Here is a 20518-nt window from a genome sequence, read left to right on the forward strand (position 1 = left end):
TCGCGGTCGCTTCGTGCGGTGGGATTTGCTCGCTCGGGCTCAGGAAAGCTTCGGCCGGGCGATCTTCGCCGCGATCGCGAACATGCCGGAGGCACAGAGCAGCGTCATGTAGAGCCCGTCCGGCACCGTCACCAGACCCATCACGTCGAACGCCCCGACGCCGAGCAACGCGGTGAAGAACCAGACGAACGAAACCCTCATGGCGTACGCGAAAGCGTCCCTGTTCTGGCTCTTCGGGGTTTCCGGACGCACTCGCAGCGAGTCGGCGAACTCGTCCGCCGCCTGCGCCAGGGTCGGCGCGTCGACCACGGCACGCATCAGGTTCTCGAACCGGGCCAGCGCCACCTGCGCTCCGGCGTGCCGCGGGTCCAGCGTGAGCGCCCGGCCCAACTCCTCACGGGCGGTGAGCGGACGGCCGGCCGCGAACAGCGCGTGGGCGTACGTGACGTGCAGGTCGGCGTCGTACCCGGCCAGCTCGACCGCGACCTGGAGGTTCGCGATCGCGTCACCGATCCGGCCGTCGGCCAGCTGTGCCTCGCCGAGACGGTTGTGCAGGCGCGGGTTGCCCGGGTCCTGGCGGCAGGCCGAGGCGGCCGTCTCGATCGCCTCGGTGTGGTCGCCGGCGGCGGAGCAGGAACGGCTGATCCAGAACAGCGACTCCGGACCGTCCGGGTCCTGCTGCCAGGCCGCCCACGCGGCGCGCTTGGCACCCTGCGGGTCACCGAGTTCGAGGCGGGCACGGGCCATCCGGTGCCAGGCGCCGACGTGTTCCGGCTCCCGCCCGACGTGGGGCGCGAGCAGGTCCACGACGTCACCGGCCCGGCCACGGGCCAGGAGGATGTCGGCCTCGTCCAGGATCGGGTGGCCGGCGGGCGGGGCGAGAAGAGGCTGCTGCGTCACGCCATCCAGATCGGTACCAGCGGGGGCGGCTTGCAGATCCGATGCGTTGCGCTCGGGGAGCTATCGCGTTGACCGGCCGTCATGGCAATGACGGCCGGTCAGATCAGACACCGGTGACGCGGTGCACTTTCGCCGTCTTCGGATAGGTGCCGGAAGGCGCGGCCACCGCGAAGAGGTCGTCGCCGAAGTCGTACCGCGCGCGGGACCGCTCCGGCGTCGTCCAGTGCGGCAGGTAATGGTCGACCCAGAGTTTGTCGTCGAGCGCCGGACCGTGGAAATCGTCCCTCACTGCTGGTAACGCTCGAAGTGCACGACCTCGTCGAGCGGGCGGCGCTTCGGTTCGGCCCAGCGGCCCCTCGCCGGGTAACCGAGCGGGATCAGCGCCATCGTGAGCGCGTCCTCGGGAAGGCCGAGCAATTCACGGACGTCGGCCTCGTGACCGATGTGCAGGGTGGTCAGCGTCGCGCCGAGACCATAGGCGCGGGCCGCCAGGATCAGGTGCTGAATGGCGCCGTAGATCGACGAGCCGAGGCGCGGGTTCTGCGATTTCGCGGCACCCAGCATCACCGGGAAAATCCAGACCGGAGCCTCTTCGAGGTGGTTCGCCAAATGGTCGGCGGCGAGGAAGCTGGACTTGCTCATCGGGCCGTCCGACGCGCTCAGGATCTGCTCGCGGCGTGACCCGTAATGGCGTTCCCAGCCCTCCCGGTACCAGTCGGCGATCTGCCGCTTCGTGTCCGCGTCGCGGACCACGATCCAGGTCCAGAACTGCCCGTTGCCGGCCGAAGGCCCGCGGATCGCCGCGTCGAGAATCGCGCGGATCACGTCGTCGGCGATCGGCTCGGTGGAGAGGTAACGGCGGGCCGGCGTGGAGTGCAGGGCCTCCAGCAGCGAAAGTTCTTCGGGCTTCGTCATGCCTCGAAGCCTACGATCTCGTGTTGCGAACCACGCGGTAGGCCGCGATCCCGGTGAGCCAGCCCAGGCCGGCGGTGAAGAACGGCGGCCAGAAGAACGTGCCGAAAAGGTAGAACACGACCACCGCCAGCGGAACCCACGCGAGCCGCACCGGCCACCACGGCAACCACGGAATGATCAGAAACAGCACCGCGGCGGTTGCGGCGGGTATGCCGTGCTTGACGCATTCGTGCACCAGAATCGCGGCCAGCAAGAGCCCGAGCACTGCCCACCCGACCCGTGGCGCCTCCACCCTTCCGACGGTACCGACGTGCGCGGACCCCGCAGGTCACGTGGGCGTTTCGCCCGCGTATCGACCACTCGGACGGTACCGCAGTGGACGGTCGTCGTACTCCTCCAGCGCATGCGCGAGCCACCCCGCCGTCCGCGCCACCGCGAAGATCGCTTCGCCGGCGTCCGCCGGCATGCCGAAACTCAAGCTCAGTGCCGCGAGCGCAAGGTCGATGTTGGGTTCAACCCCCGAGCGGGTACGCACAATCGACGCCAGTTGTTCCGCGGACTCCAGCACCGGACCGTCGAGCAGCTTGAACAGTGCGGTAGCCCGCGGATCGCCACCGGGGTAAAGGTGGTGCCCGAACCCAGGAATCGTGCCGCTCGTCCCCGCCGTACGCAGGCGATCGGAGACCGCAGCGACCGGGTCGTCGCCGGATTTCGCCAGCAGTGCGTAGGCGAGAGCGCTCGCCGCACCGTGCAACGGCCCGTCGAGGGCGGCAAGGCCGGCGCTGACCACGGCATAAGGGTGTGCCCTGGTGGACGCGGCAATCCGGGCGGCCAGGGTGGACGCGGCGATGTCATGGTCGGCGAGCAGGATCAGCGCCGCGTTCAGCGCCCGCAGCGAGGCCTCTGTCGGTGGTTGAGCGGTGAGGCGGTTCCAGAGGGCTTCGGCAAGCGGCGCGGTCTGCGTTTCCGGCGCTTTGCGGGCAGGCAGCGCGTGGACCATCGTGGACAGCAACTGCCGTCCGGTACCGACCACAGCGGCCGGACTGGTGTCGAACCGCATCGGATCGGCGGCGGCCACCGCGGCGACAACGACCCGCAGCCGGTCGGTGAGCCGGGCGCTGTCCGGCAGGGGCTCGGTGACCTGCTCGGCGAGGCCGGCGAGGTCCCGGTTGATCGGGAACGGCGTGCCGTCGAGCTGGTTCGTCCAGAGCAGCGAGGCGACCGACTCGAACCCCTCGGCGCCGGCGAGGACGACGGCGTCGCGTCCCCGGTAGTACAGATGACCGTCCTTGATCAGCGTGATGCCGGTCTGGATGGCAGGTGTCGTGGTGCGACGCCGGCCGGCCTCGAACGCGTCGACATCCGCCTTGGCGAAGAGGCTGTTCTTGCCGTCGGCATTGCGCCGGCTGCGGAGCAAACCACGGCTGACGTACGCGTACACGGTGGCGGGCTTGACGCCGAGCCGCTCAGCGACCTGTTCGGTGGTCAGCAGATCCATGTGCGTATCCTCTCATGTTGACTGGATCAACATTGACATCAAGTCGTGTTGATTTCAGATTGATGTCATGTTGACTGTCAACCCAGGGCTTGCTGGTGTCGTCGCGTTCGACACTGAAATCGCTGAACCGGACCGTGATGGCGGCTCGCTGCGATACCGCGGCGTCGACATCCAGTCGCTCGCCGGTCATGTCTCCTACGGCGACGTGTGGGGGCTGCTCGTTGATGGTGACGTCGAGCGCGGACTGCCCTCCGCCGAACCGCTGCCGATCCCGGTGCACACCGGCGACCTGCGTGTCGACGTGCAGGCTGCCGTGTCGATGCTGGCGGCGTACTGGCGTACCGGTCAGCTGATCGACATCACGGACGCGCAGGCGCGGGACGACTTGGCGCGTACGTCGGCAGCAGTTCTGTCGTACGTGTCGCAAGCCGCCCGCGGCGGTCACCTGCCCGCCGTGCCGCAGCACGTGGTCGACGCCGGGCGCACCGCGACTGAACAGTTCCTGATCCGCTGGCAGGGCGACCCGGACCCGCGGCACGTCACCGCGATCGACCGGTACTGGATCTGCGCGGCCGAACACGGGATGAACGCGTCCACGTTCACCGCCCGGGTCGTCGCCAGCACCGGCGCCGACGCCCCGGCCTGCCTGTCAGCCGCGGTCGCCGCACTGTCCGGCCCGCTGCACGGCGGCGCACCGTCCCGCGCCCTCGGCATGATCGAGGCAGTCGAGAGCGGGATCGACGCGCGCAAGTACGTGAAGCAGGTGCTCGACAGCGGGCAACGCCTGATGGGATTCGGTCATGCGATCTACCGGGCCGAGGACCCCCGCGCCCGGATCCTGCGCGACGCGGCCCGCGAACTGAGCGCACCACGGTACGAGGTGGCCCGCGAACTGGAACTCGCCGCCCTGACCGAGCTGCGCGAACGCAAACCGGACCGGGTGCTGGAGACCAACGTCGAGTTCTGGGCCGCCGTCGTGCTCGACTTCGCGGGTGTGCCGGCCGAGATGTTCACCGCGATGTTCGCCTGCGCACGCACGGCCGGCTGGAGCGCCCACATCCTGGAGCAGAAGTCCCTCGCCAAAATCATCCGCCCGTCAGCGGACTACGTAGGCCCGGGCGAGCGCGACGCGGCCACGGTCCAAGGCTGGCCCAAGGCCCTGCACCGCAACACAAACCCGTCACCCGCGCGGTAACTCATTCCCCGCCGCGCCGCGCAAAGCCTGGTGCCCAGCCGCGCTCGGTCCGGGGTGGCTTGCGGATCTTGTGCGGTTGCGGCTGGACGGGCGGCACAACCTCACAAGGTCGCTGGCCTGCTCAAGGCAGCTGATAACGTTTCTGCGACATTTTGTCCGACATCGGCGGTTTGTGCCGCATCCCCGGCGGAGGCGGTTCGGTTATCGGAGGAAGAAGCTGAATCGTCGCTCCGAGCGAGCAATCACGCGGAAGGCACTCGATGGCCGGCAAACCGCGGGTACCTCACGACCCGCAATCGACAATGGACGACGCGACCCGGCAGATCGCCTATGGAGATCTCACCCTCGAGGCGCAGCGGCGGGAATCGCCGGAGGACAGCGGGCCGGTGCACGCCAGCGCAGGGAATGCCGAGTCTGGGCGTGCTGGACAGGCGCCGCTTGACGCCACGCTGGTGATGCCTCGCCGGGAGCGGCCGGCCTGGCGCGCCACCGAGCCCGGCGAGACAGCGCGACTTTCCAAGAGCTCGGAAAGGACGAAGGGCGGAATCGCCAAGAGCAGCGAGAACCTGAAGAAGGCGCTCAGCATGGTGGCCGCCGCTACCAGCCTCGTTGCTGTCGTCTCGCTCGCCTGGACGGTGCTGGGCGCGGAGCCCGGCGATCCCACCTTTGCCGGCGCCGTTCCGCCCATGCCCGCGGCCGAGTCCAGCGCCGATCCGGCCGGTGTCGCGCCGTTGACGGAGCTTCCGGGTGACCCGATCGTGACCTCGCAGCCCGGTGGTGTGGCACCTTCCGTGAGCCGGGCGGCAGACGCGCCCCGCAAACGGGCGAGTGCCCAGCCCGGCGTGGACCCGGCGCCGGTCAGGACTCGGACACGGGCGAAGCTCACAGTTACCGCCGAGGCGCCGGCGACAAAGGCGAATGCGAAGGCGAATGCGGCGGCGGCCGCCGAAGAAGCCTCGGTCAGCATCGGAAGTCCGCAGAACGGCGAGACCGTCGAGGAGAGCGTCACGGTCAGCGGCGAGGCCGACATCCCGGCCGGCAAGCAGGTCGTGCTCCAGATGCGGGCGACCGAGGGGGAGGACTACCGGACGGTGGGCACCTGCCAGGGCGCCCGGAGCTTCGTCTGTGACCCGGTGTTTCTGGACGCCGACGAGGAGTCCTATCAACTGGCGGTGATCGTCGCCGACGGTCTGGCCAGCGACGAGGTCACCGTCCACCGGGAAGCCGGCTGAGCCACAGGCAGGCCCAACGGCCCGGGCGGCACCCCCTCGATCCCGCCCGGGCCGAAATCCGCCGCCAGGCCGACACCCGCCCTTAGACCGGCACCCGGGCCAGCACCGGCCGGACCAGCCTCGCGAACTCCTCGGCCCGCTCGATCTGCGGCATGTGTCCCGTATCCCCGAACAAATGCGACTGCGCGTGCGGGAACGCCACCCGGGCCGCCGCCAGGTGCGCGCTCGGCAGGATCACATCCCGGTCACCCCACATGATCATTGTGGGCTTCAGATGCCCGGACACTCGCTGCAGCAACGCCGACCGCCACGGCGCCGCGACGCCTCGTAACCCGCCCAGCTCCTTTGCGATCTCCAGGTAGACCGCCGCGAAATCGGGCTGCCGCGCGATCCTGATCGCCATCTCGACCCGCTCCGGCGTGACCAGGGCCAGATCGGCGAAGATCTGCCGTTCCATCCGCGGCGCGGTGCGCGCGTCGACCCGGGACAGCAACCGCCGGCCCAGCCCCGGAACAGCGAGCAGCCGCAGCGCGATCGTCACCTCCTTGCCGAACCCGGCACTGTTCACCAGGGTCAGCGTCGACACCCGCTCCGGCTGTGAAGCCAGCATGGTCATCGAAACGGCGCCACCCAGCGAGTTGCCCATCAGATGCACCGGGCCGGCATCCAGGCGATCCACGATGGACCACACGCCATCGGCGAGGCTGTCGAGCGTTGTCGGAGCGGGCAGCCGCTGCGAAAGCCCGAATCCCGGCATGTCCAGGCTGATTACCCGGTATTCGTCGTCGAGCAACGAATGCTGCAACGACCAGTCCTCGAGGCTGCGCCCGATTCCGTGCAACAGGACAACCGGAGGAGCCGAAACAGAACCGCTTTCATGGATCCGGATGCGCGTACCGCGTACATCAATGAATTTCATCGGGTGACCGCCGGGGAGCGTGACGCTGAGGCGGTGGTGAGCGCGCGCACGATGCGAGCGTGACCGACAGGCAGAAGCCTGGCCAGGATGTCCGGCGCCTTGGCGCTGGACGAGATCAGCAGTCGCGCTTGTCGCTTCGCGACGGCGCGCAGAATCAATGCCGCGGCCTTGTCGGCGGGATAGCTCAGCAGCGCGGCAAAGAGCTTGCGATTGGGCTCGATCTCGCTTTCGGGTACGGAAATGCCGACCAGCGCACTCTCCGCGATCCGGGTACGAATACCGCCGGGATGAACCGTGGTCACACCGATCCCGTTCTCGGCGAGTTCCGCGCGCAATGCTTCGCTGAGGCCACGCAGGGCGAACTTGCTGGCGCTGTACGCGGACTGGCCGGGTGGCGCAATCAAGCCGAACAGGCTGGATACATTGACCAGGTGCGATCCGGACGACAGTGCCGGCAACAGGCTGTGTGTGAGCAGCATCGGTGCGCGGAAATTCACGTTCATCACGGTCTCGAACTGCTCGACGGAGACCTGGTCGAAGCGGCCGCCGAGCGCGATGCCGGCGTTGTTGATCAGCAGGCCGATCGCGGGGTGCTCGGCGAGGATCCGGGCGCCGAGGCCTTCCACAGCGGACCGATCGGCGAGGTCGGCAATCACGGTCGTCACGGTGATGCCCGGATGTGAACCGCGGATCCGGTCGGCGACAGGCTTGAGCCGCGGCTCGTCGATGTCGACGAGGACGAGGTCGCTGCCGCGCTCGGCAAGCCCGTACGCGAGATGTTCGCCGATACCGCTGGCCGCGCCGGTGAGCACAGCGGTCTGTCCGGCGAACCGATAGGGACTGCTCATGAGGCCACCTTCGATGTCGTCAAAGCGGGAGTGAAGGTCATGTCGCGGGTGACGTCCGCGCGCGGGGTGCTGAACAGGTCACGCAGGTAGTTCTGCCGGACGACCCACGGATCCTTGTCACCCTGGCGGGGGAACGTGTCGAGGGCGCGCTGGACATAACCCGACGAGAGGTCGATCAGCGGTCGGCCGGTGCGGGCCGGTGCCGTGGGGGTGGCGGTCGCGTAACCGTGCCGGGCCATGTGGTCGAGCAGCTTCAGCACGTACCGATGGGACAGGTCGGCCCGCAGCGTCCAGGAGGCGTTGGTGTACCCGATGCAGTAGGCGAGGTTGGGCACGCCACTGAGCATCAGACCTCGGTACGCCGAATGCTGTCCGATATCGATCGGGTCGCCGTCGACCGTGAGGGTGATGCCGCCGACCGGGAGCAGCTTCAGCCCGGTCGCCGAGACCACGACATCGGCCTCGATGACCTCGCCGGACCTCAGCCGGATGCCCTCCGGGACGAACGTGTCGATGTGATCGGTCACCACCGACGCCCGGCCCTCGGCGATGACGGTGAACAGGTCGCCGGACGGGATGACGCAGAGCCGCTGGTCCCACGGCTCGTACCGGGGCTTGAAGTGCTCGTCGACGTACTCCGGGCTCTTCAGGTATCGCACCGCCATGCCGCGCAGCGCGCGCCGGACCAGCTTCGGCCGGCGCCGCGCCAGCTGGTAGAACGTCTGGGTGAGCGCGATGTTCTTGGCGCGGGCGACGCGATTCGCCGCCTTCGGCGGCAGGAACCGGCGGGCCAGGTCGGCGATCACGTCCCGATTCGGCAGTGCGGTGACGTACGTGGGGGAGCGCTGGAGCATCGTGACGTGTGCCGCGTCGGCGGCCATCGCGGGGACGAGGGTGACCGCGGTGGCGCCGCTGCCGATGACGACGACGCGTTTGCCGGTGTAGTCGAGGTCTTCCGGCCAGAACTGGGGGTGGACGAGTGTGCCGGAGAAGTCGGAAATCCCGGGAAAATCCGGCTGATGGCCCTCGGTGTAGCTGTAGTAACCGGCGCAGCCGTAGAGAAAGTCGCACGTCAGAACCGTGCCATCGGCGGTGCGAACGGTCCACCGGGAATCTGACGACGACCAGTCGGCACGCACCACCCGCTGCCCAAAACGGATATTTCCCGTTATCCCGGCTTCCTCCGCCGTCTCCTCGATATACCTGCGGATCTTGTCGCCGGACGCCAGCGACTCCGGCTCGCGCCACGGCCGGAACGGATAGCTGAGCGTGTACATGTCCGAATCGGATCGCACACCGGGATACCGGAAGAGATCCCACGTGCCGCCGATCGCGTCGCGCGCCTCGAGGATCGCGAACGTGTCACCGGGCCTCTGCTTGCGCAGCCGCCAGGCCGCCCCGATGCCGGACATCCCGGCTCCGACGATCAGGACGTCGAAGTGCTCGGTCATGCGGTCCTCCCGAACCAGGGTGGTGTGCCGGTGCCGGAGATCCGTACCCCGCCCCAGGGGTCGGGTTCGCTCAGCTTGACCGGAGTCTCGATCTTGGCCCCCTCACGGGCGATGACGATTGTCGCCTTGCGGAGCCCGCCGCCGACACGTTCGCGCAGCGTGTCGTCCGGGCCGGTGCGGCCGGCCCAGCGGAACCGGCCCTCGACCGGCTCGAAGTGGGCCGACATGCGTACCTCGACGGCGACCGGCCCGTCGTCCAGCCGCAGCATGGCCGGCCCCCGGTACTCCTCTTCGTCGGTGCTCATTCGCCCTCCGCTTTCTTGAGATCGAACGCGGCCAGCCCGCCCGGCATGTCCGCCGCGCGTTGCATGCCGGAGATGCCGCTCCAGAGGAACGTCGTCAGGTAGTCGCAGAGCGCGTCGCGGCTGATCGGCTGCTGTTGCCGTAGCCACCAGTCACCGACCGCCTGGACATAACCGACGACCCCGTACGCCCACGGCAGGGCGGCGCCGGAGTCGAGCCCCCGGGCCCGCAGCCGGTCGCCGAAGATCCGGGCGAGGCCGCTGGCCACGGTGTCCATCACGTCGGCGACCACGTCGCGGTGCCGGGCGACATCGGGCTGGTGCACGACGAACCGGTACAGGTTCAGGTCGGCCTCGATCTGCGCCAGGTAGACGTCGATGACCGCGGCGACGACGGCTCGTTCCTCGCGGACGCCCGCGACGGCCGGGACCATCGCCTCCAGGATGATCCGGCCGGCCGACTGCCCGACCGCCAGCCACAACTCACTCTTGTCGGCGAAGTACCGGTACAGGACCGGCTTGCTGACCCCGGCGTGCGCGGCGATCGCCTCCATGCCGATGTCCGGGCCGTGCAGGCGGATCGCCTCGATGGCCGAGGCGGTCAGCTCCGCACGCCGTTGCTCGCGGTGGTTGTCCCAGCGGCCTTTGCGGCCGTCGTTCTTGCCGGGATTGACGGGGGGAGTGGCCGGGCTCATAGTACAAGAAGTAACTGTTACCGCCGGTAACGTCAAGGCCGTCCGACGGAAGGCGAGAAAATGACGACCGATCGCGACCGCACCGCCACCCGGCTTCTGCGCTCGTCCGCGGAGCATTCGTACGATCCGGAGATCGAGATCGACTGGGAGGCGCCGTTCGTCGAGGGCAAGTACTTCGTGCCGCCGCACCGGTCCAGCCTGTACGGCACCGCCCTCTGGGACCGGCTCACCGAGAAGCAGCGCGTCGAGCTCACCAAGCACGAGGTGGCGAGCATCGCCGGCCTCGGCGTCTGGTTCGAGACGATCCTGATGCAGCTGCTCATCCGGGACTACTTCAAGCAGGACCCGACCGCGCCGCACGCGCAGTACGCGCTCACCGAGGTCGGCGACGAGTGCCGCCACTCGGTGATGTTCGGCCGGATGATCGGCCGCCTCGGCGCCCCGGTCTATCAGCCGGACGGCGTCAACCAGTGGCTCGGCCGCTGGATCGCGCACACCGGCACCGGCCCGCGGATGTACGCCGCCATCCTGATCGCCGAGGAGATCCTGGACACCCTGCAGCGTGAGGCGATGGCCGACGAGAACGTGCAGCCCCTGGTCCGGATGGTGTCGCGCATCCACGTCGTCGAGGAGGCCCGGCACGTCCGGTTCGCCCGCGAGGAGCTGGCCCGGCAGATCCGGACGGCCGGCAAGGGCCGGCTCGCCTTCGACAAGCTGGTGATCGCCCGCGCCGCCTATCTGACCGGCACCCGTCTGATCGACCCGCGGGTCTACTCCTCCGTCGGCATCTCGCCCGAGGAAGGGACGCGGGTGGCCCGGGCCAACCCGTACTTCCGGGAGACCATGCGGTGGGCCGGCGAGCGCGTGGTCGCGTACCTGAAAGATCTTGATCTGATCGGTGGGCCCGGTGTGGCGCTGTGGCGCAAGTCGGGGTTGATCGCCCGCTGAGGTGATCGGGATCGCGCGATATCCCATCGGAGGGCTAGGGTATTGCGCATGGAGATCGCGGATCAGGCTGTGGTGCGTTCCGGCCGGCGGCTCGACACGAGCCGGTGGTGGGAGATCGCTTATCACGCGCCGGCCGCGCTGTTCTGGATCGTGCTGACCGGGCTCTACGCGGTGGTCCCGCCGATCGTCGCCGGTGTGCTGTTCCTGGGCGTGGCGGTGGTCTGCTTCGTGGTCGTGGCGGCCGCCGAGGACTATCCCCGCCGGCAGAAGGGCCTCGCGATCACCTGCGGGATCCTGCTGGCCGCCTCCCTCGCGATCGGCCTCGTGCTGTGATCGAGGTCGCCCGGGTGCGAGACGGTTTCGGGACGGTTGCGGGTGGACGGACGCCGACCGGCTGATCACCGCGTCGCCCTGGCGGCCGGGAACCGGACGCTCGGCCGGTGGGCGGCCGCCTTTCCGCATGCGAGATTGTCGCGACGGTTTCGCATGCGGGGAGAAGGTTCGATGGACGAGGCTCTGGTTGCCTACAACGCCGGCCGGGTGGACGGGGCCGCGGGCTACCGGGACCCGCAGATCGCCGAGGACCCCGAGTTCGGCGCCGATTACCGGGTCGGTCTGCTCGACGGCCGGATCGCGGCGTTCCATCTGATCGCCGAGATCCGCAAGCTTCTGGGCGTCGAGGGCTCGATGTACGACGGCCCCGACGAGACATGATCAAATCCTCACAACGGCGATCACCTGCGAAGTGACTCGCCGTTATCATCACGGAAACATGAGATTGCCGGTCCCGAAATCAGGTCTTAGGACTCTTGCGGCGGGGTGGTTCACGAGCGGGTCGTGGGAACCCCGCCGACGGCGGCACAGGATGGGGACCGGATGACCGAGGGCGCACTGGCCGGTTTCACCGTGGCGGTCACCGCGGAACGACGCCGGAGCGAGATGGCGGCGTTGCTGGAGCGGCGGGGCGCGCGCGTGATCACGGCTCCCGCGATCACCATCATTCCGCTGGTCGACGACGACGCCCTGAAAGCGGCGACGCTGGCCTGCATCGGGCTGGAACCGCACCTGGTCGTGGCGACCACCGGGTTCGGGTTCCGAGGCTGGCTGGAAGCGGCCGAGGGCTGGGACCTGGCCGAGTCGCTGCGGGCATCGCTGGGCAACGCGAAAATCATCGCCCGCGGTCCGAAACCGTGCGGCGCGATCCGCGCGGCCGGGCTCACCGAGGACTGGGCGGCCAAGACCGAGGCATCCGAAGAGGTTCTTGAACGGCTGCTCGCCGACGGGGTCTCCGGCAAGCGGATCGTGGTGCAGGAACACGGTGAGCCGCAGACCGAGTTCGTGAACGCGTTGCGCCTGGCCGGCGCCGCCGTCGTCGAGGTGCCGGTCTACCGCTGGGCGATGCCGCCCGACACTGCGCCGGTGCGCCGGCTCACCGAGCAGGTCGCGGCCGGGCTGATCGATGCGGTCACGTTCACCAGCGCGCCCGCGGTCAAGGCGTTCATGCAGGTCGCCGCGGACTCCGGTGCCGACGTCACGGCCGCCTTCACCTGCTCCACGCTTGCCGCGTGCGTCGGCCCGGTGACGGCGGCGCCGCTGGTCGAGCGCGGCATCCCGGTGGTCACTCCGGAGCGTTACCGCCTCGGCGCGCTGATCAAGACGGTCACCGACGAGCTGCCCCGCCGGGCGGTACGGTTGCGCGTGGCGGGTTCCACCCTGGAGGTTCGCGGACACGCCGTCCTCATCGACGAGGCGTTCCACGCGCTCGCGCCGGCCGCGATGGCGATCCTCGCGTCGCTGGCCCGCCGCCCGGGCGTGGTGGTGTCGAAGGAGCAGCTCGCCGAAGCGCTGCCCCGGGGCAACGACGGGCACGCCGTGGACGTGGCAGTGGCCCGTCTGCGCGCGGCGCTCGGGTCCGGAAAACACATCGAGACGGTCATCAAACGCGGCTACCGCCTTCGGGTCGACGAGGCCGCCTGAAATATCGCACCACTCCGCGTGCCTGATGCCTTGCCGGGCCGCTCCACCGCGCCCTTCATCGAGCACGAGGAGACTCCCGTGACCACTCTCATCGCTGTCGCGCACGGCACCCGCTCACCGGCGGGCCGCCGGCAGATCCAGGAACTGGCCTCCGCGGTCGCCCACCGCCGCCCCGGCCTCGACGTCCGGCTCTGCTACGTCGACGTGCAGGAACCCAAGGTCGCCGACGTCGTCCCGGCCGTTGACGACGCGGTCGTCGTGCCGCTGTTGCTGGCCTGCGGATACCACGTCCGGGTCGACATCGCCGAGGCGGTCACCGGGAAGCGATTCCCGGTCGCCGCGCCGCTCGGCCCGGACCCGATGCTGCTGGACAGCATGGTCCGCAACCTCCCGGACGCCGACGCGGTGGTCCTCGCCGCGGCCGGCTCGTCCGACCCGCTGTGGCGCGCCGACGTCGAGGGCGTCGCGGCCCAGCTGCCCGGCAACGCCCGGATCGGTTACACCTCGGGCGCGGGACCGCAGGTCAAGGACGTTGTCGCCGGTCTGCGGGCGGACGGCGCCCGGACCATCGCGATCGCCGCGTACCTGCTGGCCGAGGGCGTTTTCTACCGCTCGCTGCACAGCGCCGGGGCCGATCAGGTCACGCCGCCGCTCTGCCACGACCCGGCGATCGCCGACCTCGTATTGCGGCGCTTCGATGCCGCGCGCCTCACATCGGCCGGCCGGGCGTTGTAGGGATTTCCTGACAACAGCGTCACGGTTATGCGTCTGCCGGGTTAACCGGCCGCCGAGAGGCTTCCTCTTGTGACGGCGACCCAGACGCATTGCCCGTTCTCCTCCTTCAAGGCATGCGCGATCGCGCTGAACCGAGCCGAGCGTCGCGAAGCAGAACTTGAGGGGAGTTCCTGACATGCATTCCACACCCCGCTTCCTGCAAGGCGTCTTCGCCTTCGAGGGCAAGGGCCTGGACCGGCCGTCCCTACTGGACGCCGCGCTGAGCTGGACCGTTCCGGCCGGCTCGAACGCGCAGGCCGTCTACTTCCGTGGCGGCAACGCGGCCGCCGAGCTGATCTGCGTCGTCCTGGTACGCGACGGCGAGCCGATGCGTTACTTCCCGGTCGGCGCCAAGGGCGACGTCCACGTGCCACTGCGGGTTCTGGAGGACCTGCCCGGCGGCACCACTGTCGAGCTCTGGCTCGCCGCGCCGGCCGGCGTCTCCGGAACCGCGATCGTCGACCTCGGACTGGTGGAGATCTGATGACCGAACGCCTGGTAGTGATCGGCAACGGGATGGCCGGCGCCCGTACCGTCGAAGAGATCCTGGCCCGCGACGGCGACTTCACCGTGACGATGTTCGGCGACGAGCCGTACGGCAACTACAACCGGATCATGCTCTCCAACCTGCTGGCCGGGGTGGAGACCGAGGACGGCATCTTCCTCAACGACCTGGCCTGGTACGCCGACAACGGCATCACCCTGCACGCCGGCACCAAGATCGAACGGATCGACCGGTTCGCCAAGGTGGTCTACGCCGGCGACGGCACCGCCACCCCGTACGACAAGCTGATCATCGCGACCGGCAGCAGCGCCTGGGTCCCGCCGATCAAGGGCATCAGCAACCCGCACCGCGGTTACCATCAGGGCGTTTTCGCCTTCCGTACGCTCGACGACACCCGCGGCATGATCCGTTATGCCCGGGACCACGAGCGGGCCGTGGTGATCGGCGGTGGCCTGCTCGGCCTGGAGGCGGCCCGCGGCCTGCAGAACCACGTCAGCCACGTGACGCTGCTGCACGCCATGGGCCACCTGATGAACACCCAGCTGGACGAGAAGGCCGGCGCGATGCTGCGCGACAGCGTCGAGAACAAGCTCGGCATCGACGTCATCGTCAACGCGATGACCAGCGAGATCCTCGGCAAGGACCGGGTCACCGGGGTGAAGCTCGGCGACGGCACGGTGATCGACTGCGACGTGGTCGTGGTCGCCGCCGGCATCCGGCCCAACACCCAGGTGGCGGCGAACAGCGACCTCACCGTCGAACGCGGCATCGTGGTCGACGACCACATGCGCGCCGAGGGCGAGGAGGACATCTACGTCGTCGGGGAGTGTGCCCAGCACCGCGGGTCGTTGTACGGTCTGGTCGCCCCGCTGTGGGACCAGGCGAAAGTCCTCGCCGACCACATCACCGGCCGCGACCTGGCCGCGGCTTATCACGGGTCGAAGCTGTCCACGAAGCTCAAGGTCGCCGGCATCGACGTCGCCTCGATGGGCATCAAGGAGCCGGAGAGCGACGACGACGAGGTGATCGTCTACAACGAGCCTCGCAAGGGCGTCTACAAGCAGATCATCATCCGTGACGGCGTCCTGGTCGGCGCCACGCTCGTCGGCGACAACCGCAAGGCTGCCGGCCTGATCCAGGCGTTCGACCGGGCGACGCCGCTGCCGGAGGACCGCGCCGAGCTGCTCTTCGACATCGGCGGCGGAGCCGGGGAGATCACCCCGGAGGAGATGCCGGACGACGCTCAGGTCTGCAACTGCAACGGCGTCAGCAAGGGCGCGATCTGCGGCGTGGTCAACGACGGCTGCAAGACCGTCGGCGGCGTGATGGAGAAGACCCGGGCCGGCAAGGGCTGCGGCACCTGCAAGCCACTGGTCCAGCGGATCGTCGAGTGGGCAGCCGGTGGCGAGGTCGAGGAGGACCCGGCGGCGTCCTGGTACGTCCCGGGCGTACCGATGCCCAAGCCGGAGCTGATGGCCGCGATCCGGAAATATGAGCTCAAGAGCGTCTCGTCAGTCTTCATGAAGCTGGTACCCGGCGGCGAGCACGACGCCAAGAGCAAGATGGGCCTGGCGAGCCTGCTCAAGATGATGTGGGCCGGCGAATACGTCGACGAGCGCGACGCCCGCTTCATCAACGACCGGGTGCACGCGAACATCCAGCGCGACGGCACCTTCTCGGTGGTGCCGCAGATGAAGGGCGGGGTCACCACCCCGGCCCAGCTGCGCCGGATCGCCGAGGTGGCCGAGAAGCACCAGGTGCCGATGGTCAAGCTCACCGGTGGCCAGCGCATCGACCTGCTCGGCATCCCGAAGGAGAAGCTGCCGGAGATCTGGGCGGACCTGGACATGCCGTCCGGGTACGCGTACGGCAAGAGCTTCCGCACGGTGAAGACCTGTGTCGGCTCGGACTTCTGCCGGTTCGGTGTCGGCGACTCGACCGCCCTCGGCATCGCCCTGGAGGAGCGCTATCAGGGTCTCGAAGGCCCCGGGAAGATGAAGCTGGCGGTCACCGGCTGCCCGCGGAACTGCGCCGAGGCGTACGTAAAAGATCTTGGGGTTGTCGCGATCGACGGCGGCAAGTGGGAGATCTATGTCGGCGGCGCCGCAGGCGCGCACATCCGCAAGGGTGACCTGCTCACCACTGTCGAGTCGGCCGAAGAGGTGATCCGGCTGACCGGCCGGTTCCTGCAGTACTACCGGGAGAACGCGAACTGGCTGGAGCGGACGTACACATTCGTCCCGCGAATCGGCGTCGACCGGATCCGGGAGATCGTCGTCGACGACTCGGACGGCATCGCCGCCGCTCTCGACGCCGCTGTCGAGGAAGCGGTGCAGGCCTACAAGGACCCCTGGAAGGAACGGGCCGAACCGGCCACGCCCGGCCAGTTCCGCACCTCCCTTCCGCTGATCGTCCTGCCTCAGGTTCCGGTGCGCTCATGACCGTCTCCGTCTTCAAGATCCTCGGCCCGGTCAGCGACATCCCGCTCGGCGAAGGGCGGTCCTACACCGTCGACGGGCACATGATCGCCGTCTTCCGGCTGCGCGACGGCTCCCTGCGCGCTGTCGACGCGGTCTGCCCCCACAAGGGCGGGCCGCTCGCCGACGGGCAGATCGACAACAGGGTCGTGGTCTGCCCCTTGCACCTCAACGCGTGGAACCTCGCCACCGGGTGTTCCCAGTCCGGCCAGCCCTCCATCAACGTCTACCCGGTGCGGGTCGACGGCGATCAGATCGTTCTGGGAGATTGACATGACCGCTGTTCTTGAAAGGCCTTCAGCGAAAAGCCTCAACGGCCATTGGATCGACGACTGGCGCCCCGAGGACCGCGAGTTCTGGGACAACGGCGGCTCCGCCATCGCCAAACGCAACCTCATCTTCTCGATCTTCTCCGAGCACATCGGCTTCTCCGTCTGGACACTCTGGTCGGTGCTGGTGCTGTTCCTCGGCCCGTCCTACGGCATCGATCCGGCCCAGAAGTTCCTGCTCACGGCGGTTCCCACGCTGTTCGGCGCGGGCCTGCGGATTCCGTACACCTTCGCCGTGGCCCGTTTCGGCGGCCGTAACTGGACCATCATCAGCGCGTCGCTGCTGCTCATCCCGTCGATCTCGGCGGCCTTCCTGATCAAGCCGGGCGTCTCCTTCGAAACGTTGCTGATCCTGGCCGCCCTGGCCGGCGTCGGCGGCGGCAACTTCGCCTCCTCGATGGCGAACATCAACGCCTTCTACCCGGACCGCCTCAAGGGCTGGGCGCTCGGCATCAACGCCGGCGGCGGCAACCTCGGCGTGGCAGCGGTCCAGCTGGTCGGCCTCTTCGTCCTCGCCACGTTCGGCGCCGGCTCGCCCGGGATCGTCGCCGGCATCTACATCCCGCTCATCGTGATCGCGGCGGCCGGCTCGGCGATCTACATGGACAACCTCTCCCAGGCCCGCAACGAGAAGCGCGGCATGCGCGACGCCGCGAAAGAGGGCCACACCTGGGTCATGTCGCTGCTCTACATCGGCACGTTCGGCTCGTTCATCGGCTTCGGCTTCGCGTTCGGCCAGGTACTCCAGGTGCAGTTCGCCGAGCAGTTCAACACCCCGATCAAGGCCGCGTACCTGACCTTCCTCGGCCCGCTGCTCGGCTCCCTGATCCGCCCGCTCGGCGGCGCGCTCGCCGACCGGCTCGGCGGCGCCCGCGTGACGTTCGTGAACTTCATCGCGATGGCCATCGGCGCCTCGATCGTCCTGATCGCGGCTCAGCAGCGATCCCTGCCGCTCTACATCGTCGGATTCATCACCCTGTTCGTGCTGAGCGGCCTCGGCAACGGCTCCACGTACAAAATGATCCCCGGCATCTTCCGCCAGAAATACGCCGGCGACGAACACCAGGCCCGCCGCATCTCCGGCGCCGTCATCGGCATCGCCGGAGCGGTCGGCGCGGTCGGCGGTGTCCTGGTCAACCTGGCCTTCCGCCAGTCGTTCCTGACCTACAAGGACGCCGACGCCGCCTACATGGCATTCATCGCCTTCTACCTGCTCTGCGTAGCGGTCACCTGGGCGGTCTACCTCCGCCCCGCCGCGCGCACCACCATCGCGGTCTGAAACCTTCTTCGGTACGCCCAACGGCCTCCCGCTCGCACCACAGCGGGAGGCCGCACCGCATGCAAGGGCATTGCAAGATCCCCCGATCGTGGCCGCGCGTCGCCGTGATCGTTTCGAGCTAGATCATATGATGCTCTTTGTCCGAAAAAGCCCTTTCTTGTGGAAAGGTGATTCGCATGAAGAAATTGACGCGCGCACTCGCCATGTCGGGTGTGGCAGTCGCCGCCGGCGTGACGATGGCCGCCGGCCCGGCGGCCGCGTCCACCGGCTCGGCAGCTTCGCCCTCGGGCCCGTCCGCCGACACCGCGAAGTCCGCGGCGAAGACGGACGCCCGTCCGCGCCGGGAGCGCATCTACGACTACTACCGCAGCCCGCGGACCTGCCACAAGGTCGGCCGCGCCGGGGTGTGGCAGGACCGCTGGGAGCGGTACTCCTGCTTCCCGGTCAACGGCTTCCACCGAGGCGGCTGGGCGCTGAAGGTCTACTACGGCTGGGGCGGCGGCCACGGCCCGGGCGGCCACGGTCCCGGAGGCCACGGCCACGGCCACGGTCCCGGAGGCCACGGCCACGGTCCGGGCGGCTTCGACGGCCCGGGCGGCTGGAAGAAGAACTGACCCACCGTCAGTGAACGACCGAGGGCCGCACCTCGCTTCAGGGTGCGGCCCTCACTTACGCTGCCAAGACCTGCGCCGGAAAGATCCACCGCTGGGGACTTGGGGAGTGAACAGCGGTTACACAGCGTATGCAAAATGTGCGGTCATAACTTGACGCTGCGGTTCGTCCGGGCCGCCGGGGGAGCCGGTCGGCCGACGCCTCTGTGTGCTTCTGCCCTGGAGGCGTCATGGCCGAAACCAGACCGGCTGGTCGCGACCGGTACTTCGATCTGCTGAGAGTGCTCGCGATCGCCCGTGTCTCGGTGTTCCACATGTTCCCGTACGCCGTCCTTGAACTCGCTTTTCCGTCGATGGGTGTGATGTTCGCTCTGGCGGGCTCGCTCATGGCGAACTCGCTCGATCGGTCACCCTCCGCATTCACGGTTCTGCGCGGCCGCCTGCGGCGGCTGCTTCCCGCGCTGTGGGTCCTGGGCGCCGTCCTGGTTCCGGCGATGTTTTTGTACGGGTGGCCGGAGCGCCCGCCGCTGTGGCACCTGATCGCCTGGATCGTGCCGTTCGTCGACCCGCCGTCCAGTTCCTTCGGCATGCAGGCCACCGAGGTGCTCTGGTACCTGGCCACGTACCTGTGGCTGGTCGCGCTCTCGCCGGTGATGCTCTGGATGTACCGCAAGGCCCGGCTCCTGACGATTGTCGCGCCGATCGCTGTGCTCGTGGTGCTCGCGATTCACCCGATCTGGCCCTCGAACGACAACTTCGAGGAGGTCGCCACCAACATCGGGATGTACGCGGCCTGCTGGATGCTCGGGTTCGCCCACCGCGACGGTTCGCTGCGCAAGATCCCGGGCCTGCTCGTGACGGTGCTCGGCGTCACCCTGGTGACGGCCGGTCTGGCGTGGAGCTGGGCACATCCGGACGCCGGCGGAATCAAGGAGATCCCGGTCGCGTACGCGGTTTACAGCGCCGGTTTCGTCATGTTCCTGCTGCGGTGGAAGCCGAACATGGAGTGGCTGACCAAGCGGCGCGGCCTGGACAAGTGGGTCACGATGATCAACGCCCGCGCGGTGACGATCTACCTGTGGAACAACGTCGCGATCGCACTCTGCTACCCGGTCGGTGACGCCCTCGAGGTGTGGCGTCTCGGGAAGTTCTTCGAGGTCGGTTACGTGGTGATCGCGCTCGCGCTGCTTGTCAACGCGGTTCTGATCTTCGGCTGGGTGGAGGACCTGGCAGCCCGCAAGAAGCTGCGTTTCCTGCCCTGGCCGGCGAGTCCCGGGCCGGCTGAGGCGGGACCAACCGTCACGCAGGAGCCGGCCAGCTCGAAGCCTGACCTGACCGCGACTGTGGTGGCACCGATGCCACTTCAGCCGGTGCCGGCACGGCAGACGAGCCCGGGGGCACCCAGCGGGCGGGCCGCAGTGATGCAGCGGCAGTAGTCACCGCGTCGATCGTCCAGCAGTGCCGGATGCCGTGCCGCACCAGGGCACGGTGACAGCGGGCCACGGACCGGCGGTTTCCCATCGCGATGGGGAAGCCGCCGGTCCGGTCCGCGTACAGGGCCAGCAGGACGGCGTGCGCCGGGTCGACGCCGGGCAGCGACTGCCAGATCGCCGAGACGGCCGAGTCGAGGGTGTGGTCACGGTCGCCGCCGAGCACGACGGCG

23 protein-coding genes are annotated in these 20518 nt (G+C 68.8%); 13 read left to right on the forward strand and 10 right to left on the reverse strand.

Going from position 1 to position 20518, the window contains the following annotated elements:
• Positions 1 to 39: 39 nt before the first annotated feature.
• From ACQP2E_RS14995 to ACQP2E_RS15015, 5 genes are all read right to left on the reverse strand, one after another.
• The gene (locus ACQP2E_RS14995) at positions 40 to 900 is read right to left on the reverse strand and encodes a tetratricopeptide repeat protein (protein ID WP_433831999.1); all 861 of its coding nucleotides are present in this window, start codon (positions 898 to 900) and stop codon (positions 40 to 42) included.
• 103 nt (positions 901 to 1003) lie between these two features.
• A complete protein-coding gene (locus tag ACQP2E_RS15000) occupies positions 1004 to 1189 on the reverse strand; it encodes a hypothetical protein (RefSeq protein ID WP_433832001.1) in 186 nt (61 codons plus the stop codon).
• Complete coding sequence (locus ACQP2E_RS15005; RefSeq protein WP_433832003.1) at positions 1186 to 1815, reverse strand: nitroreductase family protein; 630 nt, start codon at positions 1813 to 1815, stop codon at positions 1186 to 1188. The genes ACQP2E_RS15000 and ACQP2E_RS15005 overlap by 4 nt, the downstream gene beginning before the upstream one ends.
• Positions 1816 to 1825: 10 nt before the next feature.
• Complete coding sequence (locus tag ACQP2E_RS15010) at positions 1826 to 2068, reverse strand: hypothetical protein (RefSeq protein WP_433832005.1); 243 nt, start codon at positions 2066 to 2068, stop codon at positions 1826 to 1828.
• A gap of 75 nt (positions 2069 to 2143) precedes the next feature.
• A complete protein-coding gene (locus tag ACQP2E_RS15015) occupies positions 2144 to 3313 on the reverse strand; it encodes a citrate synthase (protein WP_433832007.1) in 1170 nt (389 codons plus the stop codon).
• A 67-nt stretch (positions 3314 to 3380) separates the two neighbouring features.
• Here ACQP2E_RS15015 and ACQP2E_RS15020 point away from each other — a divergent pair, with 67 nt between their 5' ends.
• Both ACQP2E_RS15020 and ACQP2E_RS15025 read left to right on the forward strand, forming a co-directional pair.
• Positions 3381 to 4508 carry a citrate synthase 2 gene (locus ACQP2E_RS15020; RefSeq protein WP_433832009.1) on the forward strand — a complete coding sequence of 376 codons (1128 nt, stop codon included), beginning with the start codon at positions 3381 to 3383 and terminating at the stop codon, positions 4506 to 4508.
• A 302-nt stretch (positions 4509 to 4810) separates the two neighbouring features.
• The gene (locus ACQP2E_RS15025) at positions 4811 to 5740 is read left to right on the forward strand and encodes a hypothetical protein (RefSeq protein WP_433832011.1); all 930 of its coding nucleotides are present in this window, start codon (positions 4811 to 4813) and stop codon (positions 5738 to 5740) included.
• A gap of 82 nt (positions 5741 to 5822) precedes the next feature.
• Here ACQP2E_RS15025 and ACQP2E_RS15030 read toward each other — a convergent pair whose 3' ends face one another.
• From ACQP2E_RS15030 to ACQP2E_RS15050, 5 genes are read right to left on the reverse strand one after another with little or no spacing between them, the layout of a single operon-like run.
• Positions 5823 to 6659, reverse strand: a complete 837-nt coding sequence (locus tag ACQP2E_RS15030) for an alpha/beta fold hydrolase (protein WP_433832013.1) — start codon at positions 6657 to 6659, stop codon at positions 5823 to 5825.
• Positions 6656 to 7507: an SDR family NAD(P)-dependent oxidoreductase gene (locus ACQP2E_RS15035; RefSeq protein ID WP_433832015.1), complete on the reverse strand. Its 852-nt coding sequence runs from the start codon at positions 7505 to 7507 to the stop codon at positions 6656 to 6658. The genes ACQP2E_RS15030 and ACQP2E_RS15035 overlap by 4 nt, the downstream gene beginning before the upstream one ends.
• Positions 7504 to 8958, reverse strand: coding sequence for a flavin-containing monooxygenase (locus ACQP2E_RS15040; protein WP_433832017.1), 1455 nt, complete (start codon positions 8956 to 8958; stop codon positions 7504 to 7506). The genes ACQP2E_RS15035 and ACQP2E_RS15040 overlap by 4 nt, the downstream gene beginning before the upstream one ends.
• Entirely contained in the window at positions 8955 to 9263 is a 309-nt protein-coding gene (locus ACQP2E_RS15045; RefSeq protein ID WP_433832019.1) for a DUF4873 domain-containing protein, read from the reverse strand. The genes ACQP2E_RS15040 and ACQP2E_RS15045 overlap by 4 nt, the downstream gene beginning before the upstream one ends.
• Positions 9260 to 9955 carry a TetR family transcriptional regulator gene (locus ACQP2E_RS15050; protein ID WP_433832021.1) on the reverse strand — a complete coding sequence of 232 codons (696 nt, stop codon included), beginning with the start codon at positions 9953 to 9955 and terminating at the stop codon, positions 9260 to 9262. Before ACQP2E_RS15050 ends, ACQP2E_RS15045 begins: the two co-directional genes overlap by 4 nt.
• 60 nt (positions 9956 to 10015) lie before the next feature.
• Between ACQP2E_RS15050 and ACQP2E_RS15055 the strand changes: the two genes are divergently transcribed.
• The 11 genes from ACQP2E_RS15055 (at position 10016) to ACQP2E_RS15105 (ending at position 20291) form a co-directional block, all read left to right on the forward strand.
• Positions 10016 to 10903, forward strand: a complete 888-nt coding sequence (locus ACQP2E_RS15055) for an AurF N-oxygenase family protein (protein ID WP_433832023.1) — start codon at positions 10016 to 10018, stop codon at positions 10901 to 10903.
• Positions 10904 to 10951: 48 nt separating this feature from the next.
• Entirely contained in the window at positions 10952 to 11236 is a 285-nt protein-coding gene (locus tag ACQP2E_RS15060) for a hypothetical protein (RefSeq protein WP_433832025.1), read from the forward strand.
• Positions 11237 to 11407: 171 nt separating this feature from the next.
• Entirely contained in the window at positions 11408 to 11617 is a 210-nt protein-coding gene (locus tag ACQP2E_RS15065; protein ID WP_433832027.1) for a hypothetical protein, read from the forward strand.
• A 162-nt stretch (positions 11618 to 11779) separates the two neighbouring features.
• Entirely contained in the window at positions 11780 to 12880 is a 1101-nt protein-coding gene (locus tag ACQP2E_RS15070) for a uroporphyrinogen-III synthase (RefSeq protein ID WP_433832029.1), read from the forward strand.
• A gap of 78 nt (positions 12881 to 12958) precedes the next feature.
• A complete protein-coding gene (locus ACQP2E_RS15075) occupies positions 12959 to 13615 on the forward strand; it encodes a sirohydrochlorin chelatase (RefSeq protein ID WP_433832031.1) in 657 nt (218 codons plus the stop codon).
• A gap of 175 nt (positions 13616 to 13790) precedes the next feature.
• Positions 13791 to 14138 (forward strand): molybdopterin oxidoreductase, encoded by a 348-nt coding sequence (locus ACQP2E_RS15080; RefSeq protein ID WP_433832033.1) that lies wholly within the window; start codon positions 13791 to 13793, stop codon positions 14136 to 14138.
• Positions 14138 to 16600 carry a nitrite reductase large subunit NirB gene (gene nirB / locus ACQP2E_RS15085; RefSeq protein ID WP_433832035.1) on the forward strand — a complete coding sequence of 821 codons (2463 nt, stop codon included), beginning with the start codon at positions 14138 to 14140 and terminating at the stop codon, positions 16598 to 16600. The genes ACQP2E_RS15080 and nirB overlap by 1 nt, the downstream gene beginning before the upstream one ends.
• A complete protein-coding gene (locus ACQP2E_RS15090; protein WP_433832037.1) occupies positions 16597 to 16908 on the forward strand; it encodes a Rieske (2Fe-2S) protein in 312 nt (103 codons plus the stop codon). The genes nirB and ACQP2E_RS15090 overlap by 4 nt, the downstream gene beginning before the upstream one ends.
• Position 16909: 1 nt before the next feature.
• The gene (locus tag ACQP2E_RS15095) at positions 16910 to 18244 is read left to right on the forward strand and encodes an MFS transporter (protein ID WP_433832039.1); all 1335 of its coding nucleotides are present in this window, start codon (positions 16910 to 16912) and stop codon (positions 18242 to 18244) included.
• A 176-nt stretch (positions 18245 to 18420) separates the two neighbouring features.
• A complete protein-coding gene (locus ACQP2E_RS15100) occupies positions 18421 to 18858 on the forward strand; it encodes a hypothetical protein (RefSeq protein ID WP_433832041.1) in 438 nt (145 codons plus the stop codon).
• Between the two features lie 227 nt (positions 18859 to 19085).
• Positions 19086 to 20291 (forward strand): acyltransferase family protein, encoded by a 1206-nt coding sequence (locus ACQP2E_RS15105; protein ID WP_433832043.1) that lies wholly within the window; start codon positions 19086 to 19088, stop codon positions 20289 to 20291.
• Positions 20292 to 20518 lie beyond the last annotated feature (227 nt).

Source organism: Actinoplanes sp. CA-015351 (assembly GCF_050955685.1).
Lineage (GTDB): Bacteria > Actinomycetota > Actinomycetes > Mycobacteriales > Micromonosporaceae > Actinoplanes.